Here is a 24505-nt window from a genome sequence, read left to right as displayed (position 1 = left end):
CGGTAGTCGGTGGTCCCGGTACTCAGTCGAGCCGGGTCACCACGCCGCGGTCGCCGTCCACGCGGACCCGGTCACCGGTCCGCAACACCTGGGTGGCCACCAGGGTGTTCACCACACACGGCAGGCCGTACTCGCGCGCCACCACCGCGCCGTGGGACACCGAGCTGCCGATGTCGGTGACCAGCGCGGCGATCACGGTGAAGTACGGCGTCCAACCCACATCGGTCACCGGTGCGACGAGGATCTCTCCGCGCTGCACCTCGCGCGCATCGCGGATCGACTTCGCCACCCGGACAACCCCGTCGACGACGCCCCGGCCCGCCGGTCGACCGACGATCCGGTCGTCGGCCACGGCGCCCGGCGGCGGGGCCAGCACCGGGGTGGGCCGTCCCACCGAGACGTCCTCGAACTCCAGGGCGTCCTGGAACGCCAGTGCCTCTCGACGGGCCTGCGCCCGCCGCACCAGGTCGGTGATGTCCACGTCGGCGACGACGATGGGGAGTTCGGACCGGTCGAAGAAGAAGACCAGATCGGCGTCGGGCAGCCGGCCGGAGCCGGCCAACACCTCGCCGAGGTGCCGGTAGCCGCGTTTGAGGGCGTGGGCCATCAACGCCATCTTCGATTTGGTCTCCTCGCGACCCCGCGCGCCGCCCTGGGCGAGCCGGGCCAGCATCCGCACCGCCCGGGGCGGGCGTTCGCCGGTCCGGGTGTGCACCGGCCCCCGCTCGGCCGGGTCGAGTGCGGCGCGCAGCATCGTCTGCATCATCGACCCCAGCCCGGCCGGATCGTCGGCCCAGGACGGGTCCCGCATGCACAGCTCGCGGTATCCGCGGTGACCGTGCCGGGCCAAGAAGCGCTGCAGGGCCTCTGCGCTGGGACCGGATCGCGCACGCAGCGTGGTGACCGCATCATCCGGGGCTGTGGCGAGGAACCGTGCGGCGGCGTCGCCGTCGGCGGCGAGTTCCTGCACCACCGCGTGCAACTGGTCGAGCATCATCGCGCTCTCCACGTCGGTGGCGCCGGCCATCAGCCGCATCGCCTCGGCCCGGCCGTCGTCCTCGCTGCGCCCGGCCTTGACCGCGCGGCGGATCACGGTGCTCTCGAGGATGTTCGCGGCCACCGCCGCGCGTGAGGACGACCGGACGTGCGTCAGGGTGACGTCACAGTAGAGGTCGACGCCGCGCTCCATCTCGTCGAGGATCTGGCGGGGGTCCCGGCCCGTCGGCACCGGCCACCCGCCGATCCGGCTCTCCAGGGCGCGGATGGCCGGTCCGGCCGAGAGCGCGTGCGAGGTGAGCCGGACGGTGTTGACGAGACGGCGCGAGAACGGTTGCGGCGGTTTGGCCTTGAGCTCATCGACCACCCGGCCGCAGATCGACATGGAGAACTGTTCGCGCGAGTTGCCCAGGATGCCCGAACTCAACGCCGTTCCCTCGGTGAGGTTCAGGAACATGTGACCGTAGAAGTACCCGACCTGCAGCCACGGCGTCTCGTACCGCGCCTGGGCCCGGGCCACCACCTGCGTCGTCTGCATGGCGTAGTCGATGGCATATCCGGACACCGACGCGGTCAACGGGCAGAACGCACCCGGCATCATCTCGCCGATGTTGCAGCGGGTGTAGACATGGTCCGGGCCGGCCACCGGGGAGTCCATCTCGTTGAGATCGCCGGGCAGTGTGGTGATCGGGCGCGCCTGTAGCCACCACAGCGTCCCGGACCGGTCGATCGCCCACTCCAGATCCATCGGCCTGCCCCAGTGCTGGGCGGCGCGCAGCGCCCCGCTGCGGACCGCGGCGAGCTCGTCGGTCGACAGCACCGGCTCCGCACCGGTTTCGTATACCGCGGTGGAGCCGTCGGGATGCAGCAGGATGTGATCGGGGGAGGCCGAGCCGTCGACGAGCGCTTCACCGAGTCCGGCGATGGCGTCGATCACCATCAGGTCGCGCCGGCCGGTCGCCGGGTCGGCGGTGAACACCACGCCCGCGGCGCGGGCGTCGACCATCTGCTGCACCACCACGTGCATGGTCGCTGCCCGGTGTCCGCTGTAGGACGACGCCCGCTGGGAGCGCACGGATTCGGTGCAGGTGTGCACGGCAGCGGTGAAGGCGTCGACGGAATCCACACCGAGCACGGTGTCGTATTGGCCGGCGAAGGACTGGTCGGCGCCGTCCTCGCCGACCGCCGAGGAGCGCACGGCCACCGGCCCGGATATCGCGGTGAACCGGGCGACCGCGTCGTCCAGCGCGCCGGGCGCGGACGCGTCGGCGAGGACGAAGCCGACCGGTACGGGCAGTCCGAGGCGGCGCAGCTCGGCCAGGCCGGCCGCCTTACCGCCGAAGCGGTCGTCGGTGATGTCGTCGAAGTCGACTGCGGTGGGCGACATGTCAGCGCAACGCATCCACGATCTCAGCGAGCGCGTCCACCGCGATCGGCCCAGGCTGATACAGACAGATCCGGTCGGACACTCCCTCGACGCGGCCGCGGATATGCGCGGCCACCTCGGCGGGGGTGCCGCAGGCGGCGATGGTGTGCAGGATCTCGTCGTCGATCAGCGTGGCCATCTCCTGCCAGCGACCCTGTTTGGACATCGCGTTGAGCTCGGGCTGCAGATCACCCCAGCCGTGGGCGTCGAGCACCGGCCGGTATGCGGGGGTGGAACCGTAGAACGCCAACAGCATTCGCGTCGAGTCGTGGTTCTCACCGACCGAGACGATGATCTCGGGCACCACCGCGAAATCCTCCCATCGCCGGCCCGCGGCGATCAGCCCCTCGCGGACGGCGGGCAGCGTGGTCTCGTGCAGGAACCGTTTGGTACCGAACGGCATGACCAGCAGCCCGTCGGCCACCTCGGCGGTGGCCCGGGTCAGCCGGGGGCCCAGCGCGCCGAGGTAGATCGGGGGAGGGCCGTAGGGGTTGGGGCCGGGGACGAAGGTCGGCGTCATCAGGGTGTGGCGGTAGTACTCGCCGCGAAAGTCGAGCCGTTCCCCCTCGTTCCACGCCGCGAAGATGGCGCGCAGCGCGCCCACCAATTCCTTCATCCGCGCCACCGGGTGGTCGAACGCGGCGCCGTAGCGCTTCTCGATCTGGGCGCGCACCTGGGTCCCCAATCCCAGGACGAATCGGCCCTTGCAGAGCAGTTGCAGGTCGTTGGCCTGGTGGGCGAGCTGAATCGGGTTGCGCGGGAACGCGATCGCGACATTGGACATCAGGTCCAGACCCTTGACCGTCGAAGCCAGCACCAGGGGCGTGAACACGTCGAACGGGCCCTCGAAGGTGAACACGCCCGAGGCCCCGGCCTCGCGCAGGACCGCGGCTCGTTCGACTGCATCGGTCGGTCCGAACAGCGCCGTCATGACTTTCATCGACCGTCCCCTATTCCGCGACGTCGGTCCAGTCGGAGAACCCCGACGGGTGGTGCGGGCCGATCACGCCGTGTTCGAACAGCCCGGCGCCTTCGCTACGGCGGCCGTCGGCCTCGGTGCAGACCGCCGTGCCGACGTGGTCGATCAGGCTGAACGGCGCCCGCGCCATCACGGCCGGGTCGGTCAGGTCGAAGTCGACGCGCTGGGTGAACGGCCCGCCTTTCCACGTACCGTGCGCCCACGACGAATCGCCACCGTATCCGGAGCCGAAGGCGATGGGCGCGAACAGCTTCGACTCGACGTCCAGGCGGGTCCGCTCCCCGGCGCGGTTCATGAACTCGACGCGGGCGCCGCGCGGGATCCGGGTGCCCGGCATGTAGTCGATCGTCGCGCGCACACCGTCGAGCTGCTCGACCCGGCCGTCCCGCCAGCGCCGCGTGCAGTCGTACAGGCTGCGGTGTCCGTCGGGATCCTCCTGCAGGATCAGGAACAGCTGATAGTCGTCGAACGCCAGCGGCAGGTAGAGCCACCACATGCCGCCGAATGAGGTGTCCGGCCTGCCCGCGGGTTCGGGCTCGCCCACGGGCCGGATGCCCCAGCTGCGGTCACGGCTGCCGACGCTGGTCGTGTGGTCGACGGTCAGCCGGTCGCCGTCCACCTCGATCCAGCCCGTCCAGGAGCCCACCTGGGCGAACCGACAGGCCTGCAACGTGACCCGGCGTTCGGTCACCATCTCGTGCGGGCGTTCCAGCGCGGCGGGGAACAGGCCACGCCAGGTCAGGTCGGCGGAGATGCCCTCGGTCTCGGCGACGGTCAGGTGCAGCTCCTGCAGCGGTTCGACGACGTCGAGCCGGTAGCCGCGGACGTGCTGGTGCAGGCGGTCGTCGTCGAGCGCATCACTGAAGTGCACGGCGGTCTGGGTGTCGCCGCGCCGAATCAGGAAGTAGGCGTCCTTCACGCCGAGGCGCGGGTAGTAGCCGATGCCGGTGAGCGCCATGAACCCGCCGGCGCGGTCGAGCACGTTGAAGTAGGACCGGTCGTAGAAGTTGCGGTCCGAGGTGGCCGGTGTGGCGATCGGCGCGGGCACCTGGTGGATCGGGTACTCGTCGAGCGGGCTGAGGCTCACAGCGTCTCCATCAGATACGATGCGTGCTGCATCGGAATTAACGGAGATCATGACAGCAGATCGCGACGGAGATGGCAAGGCCCCTGCGCGTCCGGCGCCGGGCCGGCCCCGCGACGGCCGCATCGACGCGGCGATCGTCGCTGCCACCCGCGAATTGATCCTGCAGACCGGCTATTCCGCGCTGTCGCTGTCGGCGATCGCCGCCCGCGCCGGAACCACCACGGCCGCGATCTACCGGAGGTGGTCGGGTAAGGCCCACCTCGTGCACGAGGCGGTGCTCTCCGACGTGGCGTTGTCCGCACCAACCGGCTCTGGGGACGTCCGCGACGACATCCGCGCACTCGTCGAGGTGACCCGGGAGATGTTCGACCGGCCCGAGGTGCGCGCCGCGCTGCCGGGCTTGATCGCCGACACCGTCGCCGACCCCGACCTGCACGCGATGATGATCGCGCGTCTCACCGGCAGCCTGAGCGCCTTCGAGACCCGGTTCGGACAGGAACGCCGCGGCGGCGACCAACTGCCGATGCTCGCCGAGGTCGTCGCGGGCAGCGCGATCTTCCGGCTCCTGATCCGCCACGACGCCGCCCTCGACGACGCGTGGGTCGACGCGCTGACGGCGATGATCGCCGAACGCTGGCCCGACGGCTGACCGCGCAGCGTCAAGCGGAGAGTTGCGTAACGCCACGGCAGATACCGCGCCCAAATATCGCCCTGGCGTTACGAAATCGCTGGCGTCCGCTGTGCCCAGGCGAGGGACAGCCGCCTGACCACAGTTCCCTCGGTGTGCGCGTCGATCCAGCGGGCGCCCGTGCAGCGCCGAAGCCGAGAAGCCGGCGAGCACACCGTGGCCACGGGTCCGCAGCGCGTGGCGCGTCAGGGTGCCCGCGGCGAGAGCAGCGCTCGCGCGGAATGGCTCGTCCATGGCGGAAGCATGCCGGTGATCACTGACATCATGCGTTCGCGTGACACCACGGCGGAAATCGGTCGCGAAATGCGCCGTGACGTTACGCGATCAGCCGCGCAGCGCGTCCCGCAGGCGGGTGATCTCCTCGCCGGTCACCCCTGCGGTCTGCAGATAGTCCTGCAGCGAGCCGTACCGCGACACGATCGTGTGCCGCGCCCGGTCGAGGTACTCCTCACGCACCCCGAGGACCTCGTCGGTCAGCCGGGCTTCGGCGAAGGTCATCACCTCGGGCGTCTCGGCAGCCCGGTCGCGCAACGACTTCAGGATCTGCTCTCGTAACTGCGGCACCGCATCGTTGCTGCGCAGGAAGTCCGCGACGATCGCGTCGCGGTCCACCCCCACGGCTTCGAGCACCGTGGCGACGGTGAACCCGGTGCGGTCCTTGCCGGCGAAGCAGTGAGCGAGCACCGGTCGCCGGTCAGCCAGCAGGGTGACCACCCGGCGCACCGCTCGCTGGGCGCCGCCGAGAGTCGGGAAGCGTTCGTACTCCTCGGTCATGAACCGCGCCGCGGCGAGCGACACGTCCTCGTCGTCGGGTTTCTCGGTCATCATCCGCTGGAAGGACGCCTCGTGCGGTGCCTCACCGTCGACCGCCGACACATCGGGGAACGGCAGCAGATGCACCTCGACGCCGTCCGGGACCAGGCCTGGTCCGCGGCGCTCCACTTCGCGCGGCGAGCGCAGATCCGCGACGTCGGCGACCCCCAGGGCGGCCAGCGTCGCGCGGCCGGCCTGGTCCAACGCGCTGATCTCACTGGACCGGAAGAACAGCCCGGGCCGGACGCCGGTCTCCTGCGCGACGTCGCGGAAGTTCCAGGCGCCCGAGAGATCCGCCGTCACGCTCCGGTCACCGCCGTGTTCGATGGGCGGCACACCGCCGCGGCGAACGGCGACTTCTCCCGCCCGAGCTCGAACCGCGCGATGGTGCGCATGTGCACCTCGTCGGGTCCGTCGAACAGCCGCATCGCCCGGTGCCACGCGTACAGCCGGGCCAGCGGGAAGTCGTCGCTCACCCCGGCACCGCCATGGACCTGGATGGCGCGGTCGATCACATCGCACGCCACCTGCGGCGCCACCGACTTGATCTGGCTGACCAGGACTGCGGCGGCCTTGTTGCCCTGCTGGTCGATGGTCCAGGCCGCCTTGTGGCACAGCAGCCGGGCCATGTCGATCTCGTTGCGGGACTTGGCGATCGCCTCCCGCACCACGCCCTGCTCGGCCAGCGGCTTGCCGAAGGCGACCCGCTTCTGCACGCGGTCGACCATCAGCGCCAGCGCCCGCTCGGCCGCACCTAGAGCGCGCATGCAGTGGTGGATGCGGCCCGGTCCGAGCCGCGCCTGGGCGATCGCGAAGCCGGAGCCCTCGTCGCCGAGCAGGTTGCTCGCCGGGATCCGGACGTTGTCGTATTCGATCTCGCAGTGGCCGTGCTGGTCCTGCCAGCCGAACACCGGGGTGCTACGGACGATGTTCACCCCGGGTGTGTCGATGGGCACCAGCACCATGGACTGCTGCTGGTGGCTGGCCGCGTCGGGGTTGGTGCGGCCCATCACGATGAGGATCTTGCAGCGCGGGTCGGCCGCGCCGGTGGTCCACCACTTGCGCCCGTTGATGATGTAGTCGTCACCGTCGCGCAGGATCAGAGTCTCGATGTTGCGGGCGTCGCTGGAGGCGACGGCGGGCTCGGTCATCGAGAAGGCGCTGCGGATCTCGCCGGCCAGCAGCGGTTCGAGCCACTGCTGGCGCTGCTCCTCGGTGGCGAACAGATGCAGCGTTTCCATGTTGCCGGTGTCGGGTGCCGCGCAGTTGAGCACCTCGGGCCCGATCTCCGAACTCCACCCCGAGAGTTCGGCCAGCGGGGCGTACTCGAGGTTGGTCAGACCCGAGACCGACGGCAGGAACAGGTTCCACAGCCCGCGCTGCCGGGCGATCGCCTTGAGGTCCTCGACCACCGGAGGGACGGTGTGGTCCTTGGGGCCCATCTCCTCGCGGTAGCGGTGGTACTCCGCCTCGGCCGGAAACACATGCTCGGTCATGAAATCGGTGAGCCGCTGGTGGTAGTCCTGCGCCTTTGCCGACATCGCGAAGTCCATGACCGCCACGATATGACGGTGCATCGACGCACCGCCCGCCGGGCCACCGAAGCCGACGTACCCGGGATCGGGCGCATCGGCCGCCCGCCGGCCCCGATGACGCACGATGACCGCGCGCTGATGACCACGGCCCGGGTCTGGGTGATCGACGGTGACCAGGGGCTCGCCGCGGTCCTGGTGACGGTGCCGCAGCCCGACCATCTGCTGCTCGACACCAACGCCGCGATGACCGAGAACCTCACGAAGTCGGTTCCGCGAACGTGACGTCGCGTGCGAGAAATCGGCGGAAACTCGAGCCGGAGCTCACGGTCGGCGGGGAGGTTCAGCGGGTGAGCGAACGCGAGATGACTAGGCGCTGAATCTGATTCGTGCCCTCGAAAATCTGCGTGATCTTCGCCTCGCGCATGTAGCGCTCCACGCGGAAGTCCCTGGTGTACCCGGCGCCGCCGAACACCTGCACGGCGTCGGTGGTCACCTTCATGGCGGCATCGGTGGCGATCAGTTTCGCGACGCTGGCCTGCGTCGAATACGGCAACCCGAGATCACGGCGCCGGGCGGCGTCCAGATAGGTGGCCCTGGCGCTGACCACCGCGGCGGCCATGTCGGCGAGCAGGAAGCCCAACCCCTGGTGGTCGATGATCCTGCGGCCGAACGTGGTTCGCTCGTTGGCGTAGGTCGTGGCCTCGTCGAGCGCGGCCTGGGCCAGCCCGACGGCGACCGCCGCGATGCCGAGCCGTCCGGAGTCCAGGGCGGAGAACGCGATCTGCAGACCCTGACCCTCGGCGCCGATGCGGCGGTCGGCACCGACCTCGGCGTGGTCGTAGTACGCCGACGTGGTGGGCACCGCGTGCAGGCCCATCTTCTCCTCCGGCTTGCCGAACGAAAGGCCCTGCTGGTCAGCAGAGATCAGAAAGCACGAGATCGACCGCTCACCCGTCCGCGCGAACAGCGTGTAGAAATCCGCCCGCCCGCCGTGGGTGATCCACGACTTCTCCCCGGTGATCACGTATCCGCCCGCGGACGGCACGGCCGCACACCGCAGTGCGGCGGCGTCCGAACCCGCCTGCGGCTCGGACAGGCTGTAGGCGCCGATCTGCTCGCCGGAGAGCATCCCGGGCAGGAATCGCTGCTTCTGCTCGTCGGTACCGAACATCAGCAGCGGATGCGACGACAGGCTGTGCACGCTCACCGCGACCGCCACCGCCGCCCAGCGAGCGGCGATCTCCTCGAGCACCTGCAGGTACACCTCGTAGGGCTGACCGCCCCCGCCCCACTCCTCAGGCTGCGGCAGGCTCAGCAGCCCCGCCGCACCGAGGGTGGCGAAGACGCCGTCGGGATAACTCTCGGACTTCTCGTGCGCGTCGACGATCGGAGCGAGCGCCTTGTCGGCGACGTCGCGGGTCAGCGCGATGAGGTCCTGGGCCTCCCGGGTGGGTAGCAGCCGGTCGACGGTCATCGGACTACCATAGGCGCGGACGGGTCAGTCGCTGCGCCGGTACCAGGCGACGAAATACAGCACCATCGCCGCGGTCAAGGCGACCAGGACCCACAGCACCAGGATCTGATCGATCCACGCGCCGGGCGGCGGCGCACCGGGCATGAAGTTGCGGATCGGCACGATCGCGAACAGCGACGCGGCGTACCAGGTGCCGAACGGTGGCATGAACTTCCGGCGTCCGCGCAGCATCTCGATGGACACGAACAACGCCAGCGCGGGCAGGGTGAGCAGTACCAGGCACAGGCCGAGGTCGAAGGCGAGCGGACCGCGCGCCCGGCTCAGCGTGACCGTCTGGTAGTCGCCGTCGTCGGCGGACTGGGTGGCCGGTCCACTGCGCTCGCTGGTGATGTCCCAGCTGTTGAGCCCGCCGGCGACCTCCAGCCGGGCGGGTTCGAACGTTCGGTCGTCGCCGGATCCCACGAGCACATCGGCGCCCAGGGGGCCGACGGTGTAGGTGTCGAACGGCCAGTTGTCCGGATCGCCGTCTGCGGTGAGCGTCGTATTGATCTCCTGCGGGAGCTGCCCCTTCGGGGTCTCCAGATCGCCGCCGACGTTCACCTCGTCGACGAACAGCCGCACCGCGATATCGGTGTTGACCACGTTGAGCTCGGTGTTCATGTACTCGTCGGCCGGGTAGACGACGACACTCACGTCCACCTTGTTGTCGACCGGGTGGATGCCCTGCAGGGTGACCTGGACGATCGTGTCGGTGTTCTCACCGAGATTGGGTGGACCCAGCGACCGGGCCGGGCCCGCGACGGCGTGGTAACCGACCAGCGCCGCGGCGTAGATCGCCACGATGATCAGAACCGTGCCGATACTGGCGAGCCGTCCGCGGTGGTTGATCGCCATGGCGGTCAGAGGGCGGCGAGGATGTCGTTCACCCGGTCCCGGGCGTCCCCGAACAGCATCTGGGTGTTCTCCCGGAAGAACAGCGGGTTCTGCACGCCGGCATAGCCCGACGCCATGGAGCGTTTGAACACGATCACGTTCTCGGCGTTCCACACCGTGAGCACCGGCATACCCGCGATCGGGCTGCCGGGGTCCTCGGACGCGGCCGGGTTGACGGTGTCGTTGGCGCCGATGACCAGAACGACGGCGGTGTCGTCGAAGTCGTCGTTGATCTCGTCCATCTCGAGCACGATGTCGTAGGGCACCTTGGCCTCGGCCAGCAGCACGTTCATGTGCCCGGGCAACCGGCCGGCGACGGGGTGGATGCCGAAGCGCACGGTGACGCCGCGTTCGCGCAGTTTGCGTGTCAGGTCCGCGACGCCGTACTGGGCCTGGGCGACGGCCATGCCGTAGCCCGGCGTGATGACCACCGAATCGGCGCCGGCGAGCAGTTCGGCCGCGCCCTCCGCGGTGATCTCGCGGTGTTCGCCGTAATCCACGTCCGACCCGCCGCTGGAACTCTCGATCCCGAATCCGCCGGCGATCACCGAGATGAACGACCGGTTCATCGCCTTGCACATGATGTAGGACAGATAGGCACCCGAGGATCCGACCAGCGCACCGGTGATGATCAGCAGGTCGTTGCTCAGCAGGAAGCCCGACGCGGCGGCGGCCCAGCCCGAGTAGCTGTTGAGCATCGACACCACCACGGGCATGTCGCCGCCGCCGATCGAGGCGACCAGGTGCCAGCCCAGCAGCAGCGCCAGCACGGTCACCACGATGAGCAGCCACAGCTGCGGGTCGATGACGAACCACACGGTCAGCGCGGCGAAGACCACCAGCGCGCCGACGTTGAGGATGTTCTTGCCGGGCAGCATCAGCGGTGCGGACTTCATCCGCGCCGAGAGCTTGAGGTTGGCCACGACCGAGCCGGTGAACGTGACCGCACCGATGAACACACCCACGAACACCTCGGCCGAGTGGATGCCGAGCATGCCCTCCGCACCCAGCGCGATCGCCTCGGCGCCGCCGGGTTGCGCCTCGACATGCAGGTAGCCGTTCCAGCCCACCAGCACGGCCGCCAGGCCGACGAAGCTGTGCAGCAGCGCGATCAATTCGGGCATCCCGGTCATCTCGACCACCCGTGCGCGCCACAGGCCGATCGCCGCGCCGACGGCCATCGCACCCACCAGCAGACCCACACCCAGCGGCTCGATGCCGTGGTTCAGCGCCAGGGCGATGGTCGCGACCAGGGCCACGGCCATGCCGGCGATACCGAAATTGTTGCCGGCCCTGGAGGTCTCGTGTTTGGACAGCCCGGCCAGCGCCAGGATGAACAACAGGGCCGCGACGACGTACGCCGCCGTGGCGGCGGTCTGAACCGTGAACAAATCAGCTCCTCGAGAACATCGCGAGCATGCGGCGCGTGACCGCGAAACCGCCGAAGACGTTGATGCTGGCGAGCAGAGTCGCCGCGGTGGCCAGGATGGTGATGGTCAGATCGTGGTGGCCGATCTGCAGCAGCGCGCCGACGACGATGATGCCCGAGATCGCGTTGGTCACCGACATCAGCGGCGTGTGCAGCGCGTGGTGTACATGGCCGATCACGTAGTAGCCGATGACGATCGCCAGCGCGAACACGGTCAGATGGACCTGCAGGGCGGCCGGGCTGAGCGCGATGAGCACGAACAGGACCGTGGCCGCGGCGAAGGTGACGCCGAGCCGGCGGCCCATGGACATGGGGGCCTTCGGTTCGGACTTCTCGACCGGTGCGGCCTTGTTCGCCGCCGCAGGTGCCGCCGAGACCTGCACCGGTGGCGGCGGCCAGGTGATCTGTCCGTCGCGCACCACCGTGATCGAGCGCTGCACCACGTCATCCCAGTCGAGGGTGAGCTGCCCGTCCTTGCCGGGAGTCAGCAATTTGAGCAGGTTGACCAGGTTGGTGGCGTAGAGCTGGGAGGCCGTCGCGGGCAGTCGGCCGGCCAGATCCGTGTAACCGATGATCGTGACACCGTGATCGGTGACCACGGCCTGATCCTTGACGGTGCCGTCGACGTTGCCGCCGTTGGCCGCGGCCATGTCCACGATCACACTGCCCGGCTTCATCGAGGCCACCATCTCGGCGGTGATGATCCGCGGTGCCGGCCGACCCGGGATGAGCGCGGTGGTGATGATGATGTCGACGTCCTTGGCCAGTTCGGCGTAGAGCGCCGCCTCGCGGGCCTGGTAGTCCTCGCCCATCTCCTTGGCGTAGCCGGTCGCCGACACCTCACCGGCGTTCGGGTCGACCGAGACGTATTCGCCACCGAGGGATTTGACCTGATCGGCGACCTCGGGGCGCGGATCGGTGGCCCGCACGATCGCGCCGAGGCTGCCCGCGGCGCCGATCGCGGCGAGGCCGGCCACTCCGGCGCCCACCACCAGCACCTTGGCCGGCGGCACCTTGCCGGCGGCGGTCACCTGCCCGGTGAAGAATCGTCCGAAAGCGTGGGCCGCCTCGACCACGGCGCGGTAGCCCGCGATGTTGGCCATCGACGACAGCACGTCCAGCGACTGCGCCCGCGAGATCCGCGGGACGGCGTCCATCGCCAGCACGGTGATCGGCCGGGCGGACAGTTTCTCGACCAGTTCGGGGTGCAGCGCCGGGGAGATCAGGCTGACCAGCGTCGCACCGTCCTCGAGGGCGGCGATCTCCTCGTCGCTCGGGGCGTTGACCTTGAGGACGACATCGGCGGCCCACACCTGGTCGTAGGAGCCGATCTCGGCGCCGGCCTCGACGTAGGCGGCGTCGGCGAAGCTCGACGCGGCTCCCGCGCCGGACTCCACCGCCACCGAATAGCCGAGCTTGATGAGCTGTTCGACCGTCTGCGGGGTGGCGGCGACGCGGGTCTCACCCGGCTGAGACTCGCGGGGGATCGCGATGAGCATCGGAAGAGTCTTCCATGCGGTGCGCTCACCACGAGAGGTCGGGTTCTCGCGTGCCGCCGTGCAGGTCGATCTCGTTCGCATCGACGGTGACGGTGCGCCCCACCCGCGCGGCGTCGGCGGGATCGGCGAATCGGACCGGTCCCGCGGTCCACCGGCGGATGCGGTTGCGGGCCCAGGTGGCGTGGCAGGTCACCGCGGTGCCCGGGGCGCCGGCGGTCACGGCGCCCACCGAATCTCCCGCGCAGACCCGCAGCAACGTCGCTGTCCCGGTGCGGGACAGTACGGGGCGTCCGGAGGTGGTGACCAGGAACCGGCAGCGCCTCAGCACATCCGGCGGCACGGGCCCGGTGTGGAGGCGGTCGTCGGCCGCCCCGATCGTCCGCAGCAACCGGTCGGCGGTATCGCCGCGCACCCACACTCCCGCGTCCTCGCCGAGGAAGCCGCCGAGGGTGGTCAGCAGCGAGCTCGCCGTGTGCTCGTCGCCGTCGACCTCGACGGCGACGTCGGGCAGGGCGTAGCGCAGCCCGGTCCGCCGGGCGTCCGGGTCGGTGATGCGGCGCGCGAGGGCCAGCGCTTCGGCGTTCTTGACCGCGGTCCGGTCGGCGACAGCGCGGCCGGCCCAGTCCGGTCCGTCGTGCCAGGCCACCGCGTCCGCGGCGTGGTGCAGCACCGCGCCACCGGCCAGCGCGCGGTGGGCGAACTCCCAGTCCTCGCCCCCGTAGCCGACGAACGACGCGTCGAAGCCGCCGATGTCGGTGAACAGGTCGGCGCTGCAGCACATCACCGAGCTGATGACGTACCGGTAGGACCGGCGGTCCAGGTGCAGCAGATCGCCGGTCGCCGCATAGCCGTCGGACAGCCAGCGCGGTTCGGGCAACTCGGCGCCGGTGTCGGTGTCCCGGTAGCGCCGCCGCCCCACCACCAGCGCGTCGGGAACCAGTGACGGCAACCGGGTGACGGCGCGCAGATAGCCGGGTTCGGGCGCGGTGTCCGCGTCCAGGAAGCACAGCACGTCGGCTCCGGATCCGCGCAGCGCCGCGGCGCCGAGATTGCGGACCGCCGCCGCGCGGAAGCCGAGGTCCTCCTGGGCGACGGTGCGGATCTCCAGCGGCGAGCGGGGCAGCACCGGGGAGCGCGCGGAGCCGTCGTCGGCCACCACCACATGGATGAGGTGGCGCGGATAGTCCTGGGCGGCCAGTGCGGCCAGCACCTGTTCGAGGCTGCGTTGCTGGTTGTAGTAGGGGATGACCACTCCGACGGTGGTGTCGCGGCCGCGGTACCCGGCCATCAGATCCCACCGGTTGCCGGGCACCGCGAAGCGGCCGTCGGTCAGCGGAAGCGGACGCTCGGTCACCGGTGCCACCCCTGCAGCAGGGCGGCGTACCGTCGGGCGGCCTCGGCGGGGGAGGGGACACAGGTCGTGCCGGCGGGTATCCAGGTCGTCGCGGGGTCGGCGAGCGCCCGTTCGAGGGCGCCGCGCAGGCCGGTCGGGGTGTCGGGGTAGAGCAGCACGGCGTCGGGATTGCGTGCGTGGAACTCCCACGTGTAGCGGTTGCCCGGCGCCAGCGGGCGCCGGCCGGCGCCGATCCACGAATTCAGCGATCCGGACGCCGAGACGTGGCGGTGCGGTGTGACCGGCACGGTCACCGCGCGCAGGGCGGTGGCGACCTCGGCGTCGGGCAGGTGTCCGGTGATGCGGAACGGTCGTGCGCGACGGGTGCAGTCGTCGCGGAGCGAGTCGGCCAGCTCCGCGTGGCCGGCCGACGGCGCACCCAGGGCCACGACCTCGACGTCCGGTGCCCAGCCGTCCAGCGCGGCGATCACCTCGGCGTGCCCTTTACCCGGATAGAGGAACCCGAACACGCCGACGGTCCGCGCATCGGCCGGCGGCGGTGGCTGCGCGGCGGCGGCGGTGACCGGCAGCGGTACCACGGCCACCGCATCCGCCGCCAGCCCGGCCTCGGCGAGCAGCCGGCGCTCGTGCTCGCTGTTGACCACCAGCCCGTCCAGCGCCGCGACCACGTCCCCGTAGGCCGCCCGGCGGCGGGCGGCGTTCGTCCCGTCCGACGGCTGGGGCAGATCGTGCAGGGTGGCCGTGACCCGTTGCCCGCGCCGGTGGGTTTGGTCGATCAGCGCGCATATCGCGCCGGCGGCCTGTTCGGGGGTGTTGCCGTACAGCCGGTCGGTGAACTGCACGTGCACTCCACCGTCGTCGCATGACGTGTGCGCCAGATCGTCGAAGCCGTTGTCGCGCAGGGCGCCTACCAGTTCGATGCCGAACCGGGTGACCCCGTGTTCGGGCGGGCCGACGATCAGATGGGTGACCCGTGCCGTCATCCGGCCACATCCGTTCTGCTCAACCCGAGCAGATCGAGCGTACCGGCGTGGCGTTCCAGCGCCAGTCTGAGGAAGTCTGGATTATCTGCGTACCAACGCATTTGGATGGCATGGACGGCGTCGGGCCGCCAGGTGCGATCGCCCTGCTCCCACTGCGGTCGCGGTGCCGCCTCGATGCCCAGCGCGGACAACACGCGGCTCTCGAGCGGGGCGCGGATCGACCCGAGCAGCGTCCGCGGCGGCGGAAGGACCGGCAATGTGACATTTCGGTGACGCATCACCCGAGCGGCCAACTCGGCGAGCACCGCGTTGCCGGGATGATTGATGGTGTGGGCGGCGTCAATTCCCGTCCCAGCCAGCACGTCGGACACCCCGACGTCGGTGTGCGCCCGCTCGCGGCGGGCGAGTTCGGCCCGGCTGGCCTCGGCGACCGCCCGCACCTGGGCGGCCGACACGTCGACGTCCCAGGGGTCATCGGGGGAGCGCCGGTCGCAAGCGGCGACGACGGTCCGCAGATCGTGGTACGGCACCGGCGGCGGGGTCACCGACCGGTCGGCCGGGTGCCGCACGATGACCTGGAACGGATACAGGCCGGCGTACCGAATCACCGGCCAGCGCACCACTTTCGCGCCGGCCGGCAGCCGCTCGATCAGTTGCCGGGTGCCGATCGGCAGGCCGCGGTAGTCGTCGCGGATCGGCTGGCAGACCAGCACAGCGGTCTCGCGCAGCAGATCGTCGAGATGACCCAGATCCGAGGGCTCGAGTTCGTGGACCGGTGGGATGCGGGCGGTGCGGTAGGGGCGGTCGGGCACCGCGTCGAGGATCACCCGTAGCGCCTCGGCCTGACAGTTGCCGACCACCAGCCACAGCGGCGCCGAGGACGCCGGCCCCGATCCGGGCGGCCGGTAGAAGTCCCGGTAGTGCCAGACCCGGGCGGGGATGTCGTCGCTCACGTCGTCGAGAGTAGGTCGGCTGATCGTGATACAAATTTCGTGGCGCAATCGTCTAGCAAGCGGCGAGGGTGTGCCGCCCCTGCTTGCTCGACAGGTTTGGATGGTTGATCGCTGTTGCCTCGGTCCCTGCTGCGCACCCCTACGTGCGCACCATCACCGACCCTGATTCCGTAGTACTACTGGACGATCCGCGCCCGGTCGGCGCCACGCTGCCCGGCCAGTGGTGGCCGCCCCGACTGCTGGAGCCGGACTATCTGGCCGGCCACGCCGACCGGTTCGACGTGCTGCACGTGCACTTCGGATACGACTCGACCCCGCCGGCGGTGCTGCGCGAGGTCATCGCGGTGCTGAACGCCGGTCGCACGCCGCTGGTGGTCACCGTGCATGACCTGCACAACCCGCACTTCGCCGATCCGCGCGAGCACCTGGCCCGGCTGGATGTGCTGATCCCGGCGGCCGATGCCGTCGTCACGCTGACCGCCGGGGCGGCCGACGCGATCGCCGATCGGTGGGGCAGGCGGGCCACCGTAGTGGCCCATCCGCATGTGCTTGCCCTGGACGCGGTCGGCGCCCCGCGTCCGGTGCGAACCGTGCCCGTGGTCGCCGTGCACGCGAAATCGTTGCGGGCCAACATCGATCCGCTCCCGGTGCTCGAGGTGCTGCTCGCCGCCGAGGAGCCGGCCTGGCGGCTGCGCCTGGATGTGGACGACGATGCGCACCGCTCGGCGCGGGCCGGTGTGCTGCCCCCGCAGCGGCTCGACGACCTGCGCGCCCGCGGCGTCGAGGTGCGGGTACATCCGCGTTTCACCGACGCGCAGTTGCAGCAGTATCTGACCGAGATCGATGCGCTGGTGTTGCCCTACCGGTTCGGGACCCATTCGGGCTGGGTGGAGGCCGGCCACGACGCGGGCGTCGCCGTGATCGTCCCCCGGTGCGGATACCTGCACGAACAGCACGGCGACCCCAGCTATGAATACCGAACCGATGAGGCCCAGGGGCTGATAGCCGCGATCCGCACGGGATTGGCTGCTGCACAACCGCTCTGCGAAGGTGACCCGGATCGGCGACGGCAGCGCGAACGTCAACTGCGAGATGTCCGGCGGGAGATGACCCGCCTGTACCGCACCGTCCTGGCGAATGCGGACGCCGCGTGACCCGCTCGATGCGGGTGGCCCTGATCGCCTCGGCGCGTTATCCCGTACGTCAGCCGTTCGCCGGCGGCCTCGAGGCGTTCGTGTACCAGTTCGCGCACGCCCTCACCGCCGCAGGACATTCGGTCACGATGTTCGCCGCACCGGGCTCCGCGGTGGACCTGCCGTGGGATGTGATCCCGGTGCACTCGCTGGAGATGACCGAGGCATCCCGGCAGGATCCGTCGGTGCCGGACTGGGTGGTGCACGAGACGCACGCCTACCTGTCGGTCATGTTGAATCTGGCTGACCGGCTGCGCAATTCGTTCGACATCGTGCACAACCACAGCCTGCACTATCTGCCCCTGGCGATGGCACGCACGCTCGCGGTACCGATGCTGACCACCTTGCACACCCCGCCGTTGAAGTGGCTCGAGCAGGCTGTCGCGCTGCCCGGCGGGGTGGCCAGCGCCTTCACCGCCGTCAGCGCCTTCACGGCGCGACAGTGGGAACCGGTCAACGGGCCGGTCCCGGTCATCCACAACGGCATCGACCTCGACGACTGGCAACCGGGACCGGGCGGGGAGTACGTGGTGTGGAGCGGACGGCTGGTCCCGGAGAAGGGGCTGCCGGATGCGGTCGCCGCGGCGGCACTGGCCGGATTCCCGCTGCGCATCGCCGGGCCGGTCGGCGACGAGACCTATTTCGAACAGTCGGTACGGCCGCTGCTGCGCGGGCAGGTGAGCTACGAGGGGCACCTGCGTCGCGACGAACTCAACGAGCTGGTCGGCGGTGCCGCAGCCGCATTGGTGACCCCGCGCTGGGAGGAACCGTACGGTCTGGTGACGGCCGAAGCGCTGGCCTGCGGCACCCCGGTGGCGGCCTTCGCCCGCGGTGGCATCCCCGAGACGATCGACGCCGACAGCGGCCGGCTCGCGCCGCCGGGCGACGTCGACGCGCTGGCCAGGGCGTTGCGGGCCGCCGCGCAGCTGCCCCGTGGTCCGGTCCGGGTCCGCGCCGAGACGCACTGCTCCCAAGCGGTCATGGTCGAGCGCTACCTGGCCCGCTACCGGGAGCTGACCGGTGACGCCGAGCCCGAACGCGTCCCGGCGTGATCGGTTACTACGTGCACCACCACGGGCGGGGCCACCTGTCGCGCGCGTTGGCGGTCAGCGGACAGCTGGCCGAGGACGCCGTCTTCTTCTCCTCCGCACCCCGCCCGGCCGGTCTGCGCCCCGGCGACGACTGGGTTCAGTTGCCCCTCGACGTGCCCGCCGAGGGGGCACCGCCCGCCGACCCGACGGCCGGCGGCCGGCTGCACTGGGCGCCGCTGGGTGTCGACGGGCTGGCCCGGCGGTCGGCCACCCTGTTGAACACGATCGCCACCCTGCGGCCGCGCCGCATGGTCGTCGACGTGTCGGTGGAGGTGACGCTGCTGTGCCGGCTGGCCGGCGTCCCCGTGACGGTGATGGCCATGCCCGGCGAACGCGGTGACGCCGTGCACCAACTGGCCTATGACGTCGCCGACACGATCATCGCCCCCTGGTCGGACGCGGTGTACCGGCCACCGTGGCTGCGCCGCCACGAGGGCCGAACCCATTACGTCGGCGTGATCAGCCGGTTCGACGGGATGTCGCCGGTACCGACGGCGCCGGGCCGAAGGACCGGTCTGCTGCTGGCCGGGGCGGGCGGCTCGGAGGTGCCGGCCGACGCGCTGACCCAGCTGCGGCAGGCGGCTCCCGAGCACCGGTGGGTGGCCGCCGGCGGTGCCGCCGGGTGGGTGGACGCGCTGTGGCCGCTGCTCTGCGCCGCCGACGTGGTGGTGACCCACGCCGGGCAGAGCGCCGTCGCCGACATCGCTGCCGCGCGTGTCCCGGCCGTCGTCATCCCGCAGCGGCGGCCCTTCGACGAACAGCACGCCACCGCTGCCGCACTCGGCGCGTCCGGTGTCGCGGTCACCGCGACGGCGTGGCCGCGCACCGAGCAGTGGCGTGCACTGCTGGCGGCCACCCGCGCGCTGGATCCCGCGCGCTGGCAGCGGTTGCGCGGGCGGGGCGCCGCCGGGCGGGCCGCCGCGGTGCTCGCCGCATGAGAACCGCGCTGGTGACCGTCGTGCACGGGCGGCACGGACACCTGCGGATGCAGAGCGCCGGTCTGGACCGATCGCGCGTGCGGCCGGATCTGCGCATCGTGGTGGCGCTCGACGATCCCGGTGTCGCGGCGCTGGTAGGCGATGAGGTCGATGTGATCGACTGCCCGACAACGGATTCGGGTCTACCGCTGGCGCGGGCCAGAAACCTGGGCGCCGAACGTGCGCTGGCTCTCGGCGCCGAGGTGCTGATCTTCCTCGACGTCGACTGCATTCCCGGTGACGCGCTGGTCGGCCGCTACGCCGAGGTCTGCGCCGATGCGGCCGGCCCCGCGCTGTTCGGCGGACCGGTCACCTATCTGCCGCCCGCCCCGGCCGGCGGTTACCGGCTGGATGTGCTGCACACCCTGACCCGTCCGCATCCGGCCCGGCCCGATCCCGGACCCGACCGGCTGGTGACGGCCGAGGACCACGATCTGTTCTGGTCGCTGTCGTTCGCCGTGTCCGCGCCGACGTGGCGGCTGCTGGGTGGCTTCTGTGAGCAGTACATCGGATACGGCGCCGAGGACACCGACTTCGGTGCGGTCGCCCACCGCCTCGGGGTGCCCCTGGTCTGGGTGGGCGGCGCGCACGCCTACCACCAGCATCACCCGGTGTCCCACCCGCCGGTCGAGCACCTCGACGACATCGTGGCCAACTCGCGCGTTTTCCGGCGGCGTTGGGGGCGCTGGCCGATGCCGGGCTGGCTCGACGCCTTCGAGCGAGACGGTGTGATCTCGCGGCGCGGGGACGACATCGTGTCGCTGCGTACGTCACGTCGACCCACGTGAACGGACGCGCCGGCTCGGGCGGGTTCAGCGGCCGCGGGTCGCCGACAGATAGGTGACGTCGGCGAACAGCTCGAACTCGACCCCCTCGGGGTAGCTCAGCCCGTTGGCCGCGTACAGCTCCTCGGCGGTGCGCGTGCGGCTGCTCCACGACCGGCCCGCCAGGTAGTCCGGGACGTGGTTGCGCTCCCCCTGGTAGACCAGGTCGGAAATGTTGATCGAGGACTGTTCGAAGCGGCTACGCACCTGCTCGTGCCCGAATACCGACATGTCGGGTACGTATTCGCAGGCCAGCTGGCTGCCGGTGGCGCTGAGATCGGTGATCCGGTCGAACAGGGCGTCCTGCGCCGCGGCGGGCAGATAGACCAGCAGACCCTCGGCGGTCCATGCCGTGGGTTGTGCCGGGTCGAAGCCGGCGGCGCGCAGGGCGGCCGGCCAGTCGTCGCGCAGATCGGCGGTGACGGCGCGCCGGTCCACCGCCGGTTGGATCGACAGGCCGGTCAGCGTGCGCGTCTTGAAGTCCAGGACATCGGGCAGATCCACCTCGTAGAGCGTCGCGTCGGCCGGCCACGGGAGCCGGTAGGCCCGGGTGTCGAGACCGGAGGCCAGGATCACCACCTGACGAATGCCACTGCGCACGGCGTTGACGAAGAAGTCGTCGTAGAACCGGGTCCGCACCGCCATGTGATCGCCGGAGCGCTGCGCATCGAAATCGGGGTCGCCGGCCGGGGGGCGGCCGTCGAGGATCGCGGTGAAGTACTCCATGCCGACGGCGCGCACCAAGGGTTCGGCGAAGGGATCGTCGATCAGGGCATCGGCATCGCGGGAAGCCAGCGCGCGCAAGGTGGCCACCATTGTGGCGGTCGCGCCGACACTCGTGGCCAGATCCCAGTTGTCGTCGGCACTACGCAGTGCGGGTGTTGGCGTCTCCATTACTTAGAGAAGCTAACACGATATGGCGTCGTCCCAGGTACCCGCCCTGCACGGGCGGTCTAGACGGGCGGGTACGCCGGCGGGGGATAGCCGCCGCCGGGTCCGGAAACCCCGCGCAGGCCCCAACCCAGATAGCTGAAGAAGAACTCGATCTCGTCGCTCGCGTCGTAATCGGGATTCGGATCCATCTCATACCTCCGTGGGACGCCAGCGTTTCGTGCAGTTTAGACCGGAAACGCCCGCGCCAAACAGGGTGTTCCGGCGATTGCCTACACTGTTCAACCAGCCAGTTGATTGATGCCCGGTGCCGGGCCCGTCGATAGCGAGTGCCATGTCCCGACATCTCGGCAGCGAGACCCCCTCCAACGGGTCGTCCCGCCGCGACGAACTCCTTCGCGTGGCCACCAAATTGTTCGCGGCCCGCGGGTACCACGGCACCAGGATGGACGACGTCGCCGACGCCGTCGGCCTGAACAAGGCGACGGTCTACCACTATTACGCGAGCAAGTCGCTGATCCTGTGGGACATCTACAAGGGTGCGGCCGATTTCACCGTCGACGCCCTGCACGACGACCCCACCGCGTCGGCGCGCGAGACCATCTACCACTTCACCCGGCGGCTGCTGGTCGGCATCTCGAGCGATATCGAGCGGGCCGCGGTGTACTTCCAGGAGGGTCCCTACATCAGCGAGTGGTTCACCGAGGAACAGGTGGAGTACATCCGCGAGAAGGAGACCCAGGTCTACGAACACGTCCGCGACGTCATCGACCGCGGAATCGCCAGTGGCGAGTTCTACGACTGCGACTCCCACGTCCTGGCCCTGGGCTACATCGGCATGACCCTGGGCGCCTACCGCTGGCTGCGGCCGCAGGGCCGGCGCACCGCGGCCGAGATCGCCACCGAGTTCAGCACCGCGCTGCTACGCGGGCTCATCAAGGACCAGACGGTGCGCACGGAGTCCCCCCTCGGCCTGCAGGCATCGACGGACTCGACCGATTCGGCGGCCCGCACCCGATGAGCGCCGGGATGTTCTCACTCGACGGCAAGGTCGCCGTCGTCACCGGCGGTGGCCGGGGGATCGGCGTCATGATCGCGCGGGGGCTGCTGCAGGCCGGCGCCGCGGTCTACCTGTCCAGCCGCAAGGAGGCCGAACTCGACGCGGCGGTCGCCGAGCTGTCGCCGCTGGGCCGGGTCGAGGCCATCCCCGCCGACCTCGGCACCGCCGAGGGGGTGCAGACGCTGACCGCCGCGTTGACCGAGCGCGAGCAGGCCGTGCACGCGTTGTTCAACAACGCCGGCGCCAACTGGGGCGCTCCCTTCGAGGAGTTCCCGGAATCAGCGTTCGACCGCGTCTTCGACGTCAACGTCAAAGGCGTCTTCCTGCTCACCCGGGCGCTCGTACCGCTGCTTCGAGCAGGCGCCACCGACGACGACCCCGCCCGCGTGGTCAACACCGGCAGCGTCGACGGCTTCCACACCCCCGAACGGGGCCGCAACAACTTCTCCTACAGCGCCAGCAAGGCGGCGGTGCACATGCTGACCCAGCAGCTCGCCGGCGAACTGGCCCCGAGAATCCTGGTCAATGCCATCGCCCCGGGGCTGTTCCCGTCGCGGATGACCAAGGTGCTGCTCAGCGCGGGGGCCGAGGAGGTGGGGCGGCACCTGCCGCTCGGACGCGTCGGCGCCCCCGACGATATGGCCGGGATCGCGGTGTTCCTGGCCAGCCGAGCCAGCAGCTACATCACCGGTGCGGTCATCCCCGTCGACGGCGGTGTGAGCGTCATCCGCTAACCGAATTCGATCACCTGCCGCACCGCTTTGCCCTCCGCCAGACGATCCATGGCGCCGTTGATCTCCTCGAGCGAAATGGTAGAGGAGACAAGGGTTTCCACGGGAAGCCGGCCCTCCCGCCACAGATCCACGAAGCGCGGGATGTCGCGCGCAGGTACCGCCGAACCCAGATAGCTGCCGATCAGCGATCGCCCCTCGGCCACCAGACCCAACGGCGACACCGAGATCCGGGCGTCGGGCCGGGGCAGGCCGACGGTGACGGTGCGCCCGCCCGGGGCGGTGTGGGCGATCGCGGTTTCGAGGGCCGACGGATGCCCGACCGCCTCGATCACCACGTCCGCCTTGACGTTTCGCTCTTCGGCCTCGTCCGGGGTGTAGGCGGCGTTGATGCCCATGGACCGGGCGCGCTCCAGCTTGTCCTCCAGCCGGTCGATGCCGATGACGTCCACATCGTCGTGGGACAGTGCCGTGATCATCGCCGCCATACCGACTCCGCCCAGGCCGACGATCGCGACGCTCTGGCCGGGTCGGGGTTTCCCGACGTTGAGGACCGCGCCCCCGCCGGTCAGCACCGCGCAGCCGAGCAGCGACGCGACGACCGGCGGAACCTCCTCGGCGACGGGCACCACCGAATGCCGGTCGACCACGGCGTGGGTGGCGAAACCGGAGACGCCGAGGTGGTGGTAGACCGGCTCGTCACCGCGGCGCAGCCGGATGTCGCCCTGCATCAGGGTGCCCGCGGCGTTGGCGGCACTACCCGGTTCGCACGGGGTGAGCCCGTCGGTGGCACAGGCGGTGCAGTGTCCGCAGCGGGGGAGGAACGTCATCACCACCCGTTGCCCGACGGTGAGATCCGAGCCGCCCGGGCCGACGTCCTCGACCACACCGGCGGCTTCGTGGCCGAGCAGCATCGGCACCGGACGTACCCGGTTGCCGTCGACCACGGAGAGATCGGAATGGCACAGTCCGGCCGCCTCGATCCGCACCAGCAGTTCGTCGGGACCCGGCGGCGCCAGCTCGAGATCGGTGACGGTCAGGGGAGTCGACTGCGCGAAGGGGCCCGGCCGGCCGATCTCGTCGAGTACGGCGCCGCGGATGGTGATCGTCATGTCCCCAGACTGCCCTGACTGCGAGACTGCAACCATGCCCCGTGACACCTCGAGCTTCTCGAGCGGCGATTTCCCCGTGCACTGGCCGGTCAGCACGCGGTGGACCGACAACGACATGTTCGGCCACCTCAACAATGCGGTGTACTACGCGCTGTTCGACACCGCGATCAACGGCTGGATCACCACCACCGTCGGCGTGGATCCGGTGTCGGCCCCCTGGCTGGGAGTGGTCGCCGAGTCGGGCTGCCAGTACTTCGCCGAGCTGCGGTTCCCCGATCCGCTGACCGTCGGGCTGGCGGTGGCCCGCCTGGGCAACAGCAGTGTGACCTATCGACTCGCGCTGTTCGAGCCGGGCGAGACGGCGCTTGCGGCGCTGGGGCATTGGGTGCACGTGTACGTCGACCGGTCGACGCGGCGGCCGGTGCCGATTCCCGGTGAGGTGCGGTCGCTGCTGGAGACGGCCGTCATCGGCTAGTC

At 70.3% G+C, this 24505-nt stretch carries 24 protein-coding genes; 9 read left to right on the top strand and 15 right to left on the bottom strand.

Going from position 1 to position 24505, the window contains the following annotated elements; translation table 11 throughout:
- Positions 1-22 precede the first annotated feature (22 nt).
- The 3 genes from ACN27E_RS16825 to ACN27E_RS16815 are packed head-to-tail and all read right to left on the bottom strand — an operon-like array spanning position 23 to position 4488.
- Positions 23-2383 (bottom strand): PEP/pyruvate-binding domain-containing protein, encoded by a 2361-nt coding sequence (locus ACN27E_RS16825; protein ID WP_422743150.1) that lies wholly within the window; start codon positions 2381-2383, stop codon positions 23-25.
- A 1-nt stretch (position 2384) separates the two neighbouring features.
- Complete coding sequence (locus ACN27E_RS16820; protein WP_422743148.1) at positions 2385-3362, bottom strand: TIGR03617 family F420-dependent LLM class oxidoreductase; 978 nt, start codon at positions 3360-3362, stop codon at positions 2385-2387.
- Between the two features lie 10 nt (positions 3363-3372).
- Positions 3373-4488 (bottom strand): hypothetical protein, encoded by a 1116-nt coding sequence (locus tag ACN27E_RS16815; protein WP_422743146.1) that lies wholly within the window; start codon positions 4486-4488, stop codon positions 3373-3375.
- A gap of 49 nt (positions 4489-4537) precedes the next feature.
- On the opposite strand from ACN27E_RS16815, the gene ACN27E_RS16810 reads away from it, so the two are divergent.
- A complete protein-coding gene (locus tag ACN27E_RS16810) occupies positions 4538-5137 on the top strand; it encodes a TetR-like C-terminal domain-containing protein (RefSeq protein WP_422743145.1) in 600 nt (199 codons plus the stop codon).
- A gap of 363 nt (positions 5138-5500) precedes the next feature.
- On the opposite strand, the gene ACN27E_RS16805 is transcribed toward ACN27E_RS16810, so the two are convergent.
- Positions 5501-6292, bottom strand: coding sequence for a tyrosine-protein phosphatase (locus ACN27E_RS16805; protein ID WP_422743144.1), 792 nt, complete (start codon positions 6290-6292; stop codon positions 5501-5503).
- A complete protein-coding gene (locus ACN27E_RS16800; RefSeq protein ID WP_422749929.1) occupies positions 6289-7530 on the bottom strand; it encodes an acyl-CoA dehydrogenase family protein in 1242 nt (413 codons plus the stop codon). Before ACN27E_RS16800 ends, ACN27E_RS16805 begins: the two co-directional genes overlap by 4 nt.
- Positions 7531-7560: 30 nt before the next feature.
- Here ACN27E_RS16800 and ACN27E_RS16795 point away from each other — a divergent pair, with 30 nt between their 5' ends.
- On the top strand, positions 7561-7806 hold the full coding sequence (locus tag ACN27E_RS16795) for a hypothetical protein (protein WP_422743142.1): 246 nt from the start codon (positions 7561-7563) through the stop codon (positions 7804-7806).
- A gap of 58 nt (positions 7807-7864) precedes the next feature.
- Here the strand turns inward: ACN27E_RS16795 and ACN27E_RS16790 are convergent, their stop codons facing one another.
- The 7 genes from ACN27E_RS16790 to ACN27E_RS16760 are packed head-to-tail and all read right to left on the bottom strand — an operon-like array spanning position 7865 to position 16149.
- On the bottom strand, positions 7865-8998 hold the full coding sequence (locus ACN27E_RS16790; protein ID WP_422743140.1) for an acyl-CoA dehydrogenase family protein: 1134 nt from the start codon (positions 8996-8998) through the stop codon (positions 7865-7867).
- Between the two features lie 24 nt (positions 8999-9022).
- A complete protein-coding gene (locus ACN27E_RS16785) occupies positions 9023-9892 on the bottom strand; it encodes a DUF4436 domain-containing protein (protein ID WP_422743138.1) in 870 nt (289 codons plus the stop codon).
- Positions 9893-9897: 5 nt separating this feature from the next.
- Positions 9898-11322, bottom strand: a complete 1425-nt coding sequence (pntB, locus tag ACN27E_RS16780) for a Re/Si-specific NAD(P)(+) transhydrogenase subunit beta (RefSeq protein WP_422743136.1) — start codon at positions 11320-11322, stop codon at positions 9898-9900.
- Position 11323: 1 nt separating this feature from the next.
- Positions 11324-12859: a Re/Si-specific NAD(P)(+) transhydrogenase subunit alpha gene (locus ACN27E_RS16775; RefSeq protein WP_422743134.1), complete on the bottom strand. Its 1536-nt coding sequence runs from the start codon at positions 12857-12859 to the stop codon at positions 11324-11326.
- Positions 12860-12884: 25 nt separating this feature from the next.
- Positions 12885-14213: a glycosyltransferase family 2 protein gene (locus ACN27E_RS16770; RefSeq protein ID WP_422743132.1), complete on the bottom strand. Its 1329-nt coding sequence runs from the start codon at positions 14211-14213 to the stop codon at positions 12885-12887.
- The gene (locus tag ACN27E_RS16765) at positions 14210-15196 is read right to left on the bottom strand and encodes a hypothetical protein (RefSeq protein WP_422743130.1); all 987 of its coding nucleotides are present in this window, start codon (positions 15194-15196) and stop codon (positions 14210-14212) included. Before ACN27E_RS16765 ends, ACN27E_RS16770 begins: the two co-directional genes overlap by 4 nt.
- Positions 15193-16149 carry a WcbI family polysaccharide biosynthesis putative acetyltransferase gene (locus ACN27E_RS16760; RefSeq protein WP_422743128.1) on the bottom strand — a complete coding sequence of 319 codons (957 nt, stop codon included), beginning with the start codon at positions 16147-16149 and terminating at the stop codon, positions 15193-15195. The genes ACN27E_RS16765 and ACN27E_RS16760 overlap by 4 nt, the downstream gene beginning before the upstream one ends.
- A 104-nt stretch (positions 16150-16253) precedes the next feature.
- On the opposite strand from ACN27E_RS16760, the gene ACN27E_RS16755 reads away from it, so the two are divergent.
- From ACN27E_RS16755 to ACN27E_RS16740, 4 genes are read left to right on the top strand one after another with little or no spacing between them, the layout of a single operon-like run.
- The gene (locus tag ACN27E_RS16755) at positions 16254-17303 is read left to right on the top strand and encodes a glycosyltransferase family 1 protein (RefSeq protein WP_422743126.1); all 1050 of its coding nucleotides are present in this window, start codon (positions 16254-16256) and stop codon (positions 17301-17303) included.
- Positions 17300-18394 carry a glycosyltransferase gene (locus ACN27E_RS16750; RefSeq protein ID WP_422743124.1) on the top strand — a complete coding sequence of 365 codons (1095 nt, stop codon included), beginning with the start codon at positions 17300-17302 and terminating at the stop codon, positions 18392-18394. Before ACN27E_RS16755 ends, ACN27E_RS16750 begins: the two co-directional genes overlap by 4 nt.
- Positions 18391-19371, top strand: a complete 981-nt coding sequence (locus ACN27E_RS16745; RefSeq protein WP_422743122.1) for a glycosyltransferase — start codon at positions 18391-18393, stop codon at positions 19369-19371. The genes ACN27E_RS16750 and ACN27E_RS16745 overlap by 4 nt, the downstream gene beginning before the upstream one ends.
- Positions 19368-20198 (top strand): glycosyltransferase family 2 protein, encoded by an 831-nt coding sequence (locus tag ACN27E_RS16740; RefSeq protein WP_422743120.1) that lies wholly within the window; start codon positions 19368-19370, stop codon positions 20196-20198. Before ACN27E_RS16745 ends, ACN27E_RS16740 begins: the two co-directional genes overlap by 4 nt.
- Positions 20199-20222: 24 nt before the next feature.
- On the opposite strand, the gene ACN27E_RS16735 is transcribed toward ACN27E_RS16740, so the two are convergent.
- Both ACN27E_RS16735 and ACN27E_RS16730 read right to left on the bottom strand, forming a co-directional pair.
- Positions 20223-21128 (bottom strand): SAM-dependent methyltransferase, encoded by a 906-nt coding sequence (locus ACN27E_RS16735; RefSeq protein WP_422743119.1) that lies wholly within the window; start codon positions 21126-21128, stop codon positions 20223-20225.
- 59 nt (positions 21129-21187) lie between these two features.
- Complete coding sequence (locus ACN27E_RS16730; protein ID WP_422743117.1) at positions 21188-21316, bottom strand: hypothetical protein; 129 nt, start codon at positions 21314-21316, stop codon at positions 21188-21190.
- Positions 21317-21459: 143 nt separating this feature from the next.
- On the opposite strand from ACN27E_RS16730, the gene ACN27E_RS16725 reads away from it, so the two are divergent.
- Both ACN27E_RS16725 and ACN27E_RS16720 read left to right on the top strand, forming a co-directional pair.
- Positions 21460-22146 carry a TetR/AcrR family transcriptional regulator gene (locus ACN27E_RS16725; protein ID WP_422743116.1) on the top strand — a complete coding sequence of 229 codons (687 nt, stop codon included), beginning with the start codon at positions 21460-21462 and terminating at the stop codon, positions 22144-22146.
- An 8-nt stretch (positions 22147-22154) separates the two neighbouring features.
- The gene (locus ACN27E_RS16720; protein ID WP_422743115.1) at positions 22155-22919 is read left to right on the top strand and encodes an SDR family oxidoreductase; all 765 of its coding nucleotides are present in this window, start codon (positions 22155-22157) and stop codon (positions 22917-22919) included.
- On the opposite strand, the gene ACN27E_RS16715 is transcribed toward ACN27E_RS16720, so the two are convergent.
- On the bottom strand, positions 22916-24028 hold the full coding sequence (locus ACN27E_RS16715) for an alcohol dehydrogenase catalytic domain-containing protein (RefSeq protein ID WP_422743113.1): 1113 nt from the start codon (positions 24026-24028) through the stop codon (positions 22916-22918). The genes ACN27E_RS16720 and ACN27E_RS16715 overlap by 4 nt on opposite strands.
- A 34-nt stretch (positions 24029-24062) precedes the next feature.
- Here ACN27E_RS16715 and ACN27E_RS16710 point away from each other — a divergent pair, with 34 nt between their 5' ends.
- Entirely contained in the window at positions 24063-24503 is a 441-nt protein-coding gene (locus ACN27E_RS16710; RefSeq protein WP_422743111.1) for an acyl-CoA thioesterase, read from the top strand.
- The last annotated feature ends 2 nt before the right edge of the window (positions 24504-24505 follow it).

The sequence above is a fragment of the Mycobacterium sp. WMMD1722 genome, from assembly GCF_049315205.1.
GTDB lineage: Bacteria > Actinomycetota > Actinomycetes > Mycobacteriales > Mycobacteriaceae > Mycobacterium.
The sequence above is the reverse complement of the archived record's forward strand: the minus strand, read 5'-3'. Positions and strand labels throughout refer to the sequence as shown.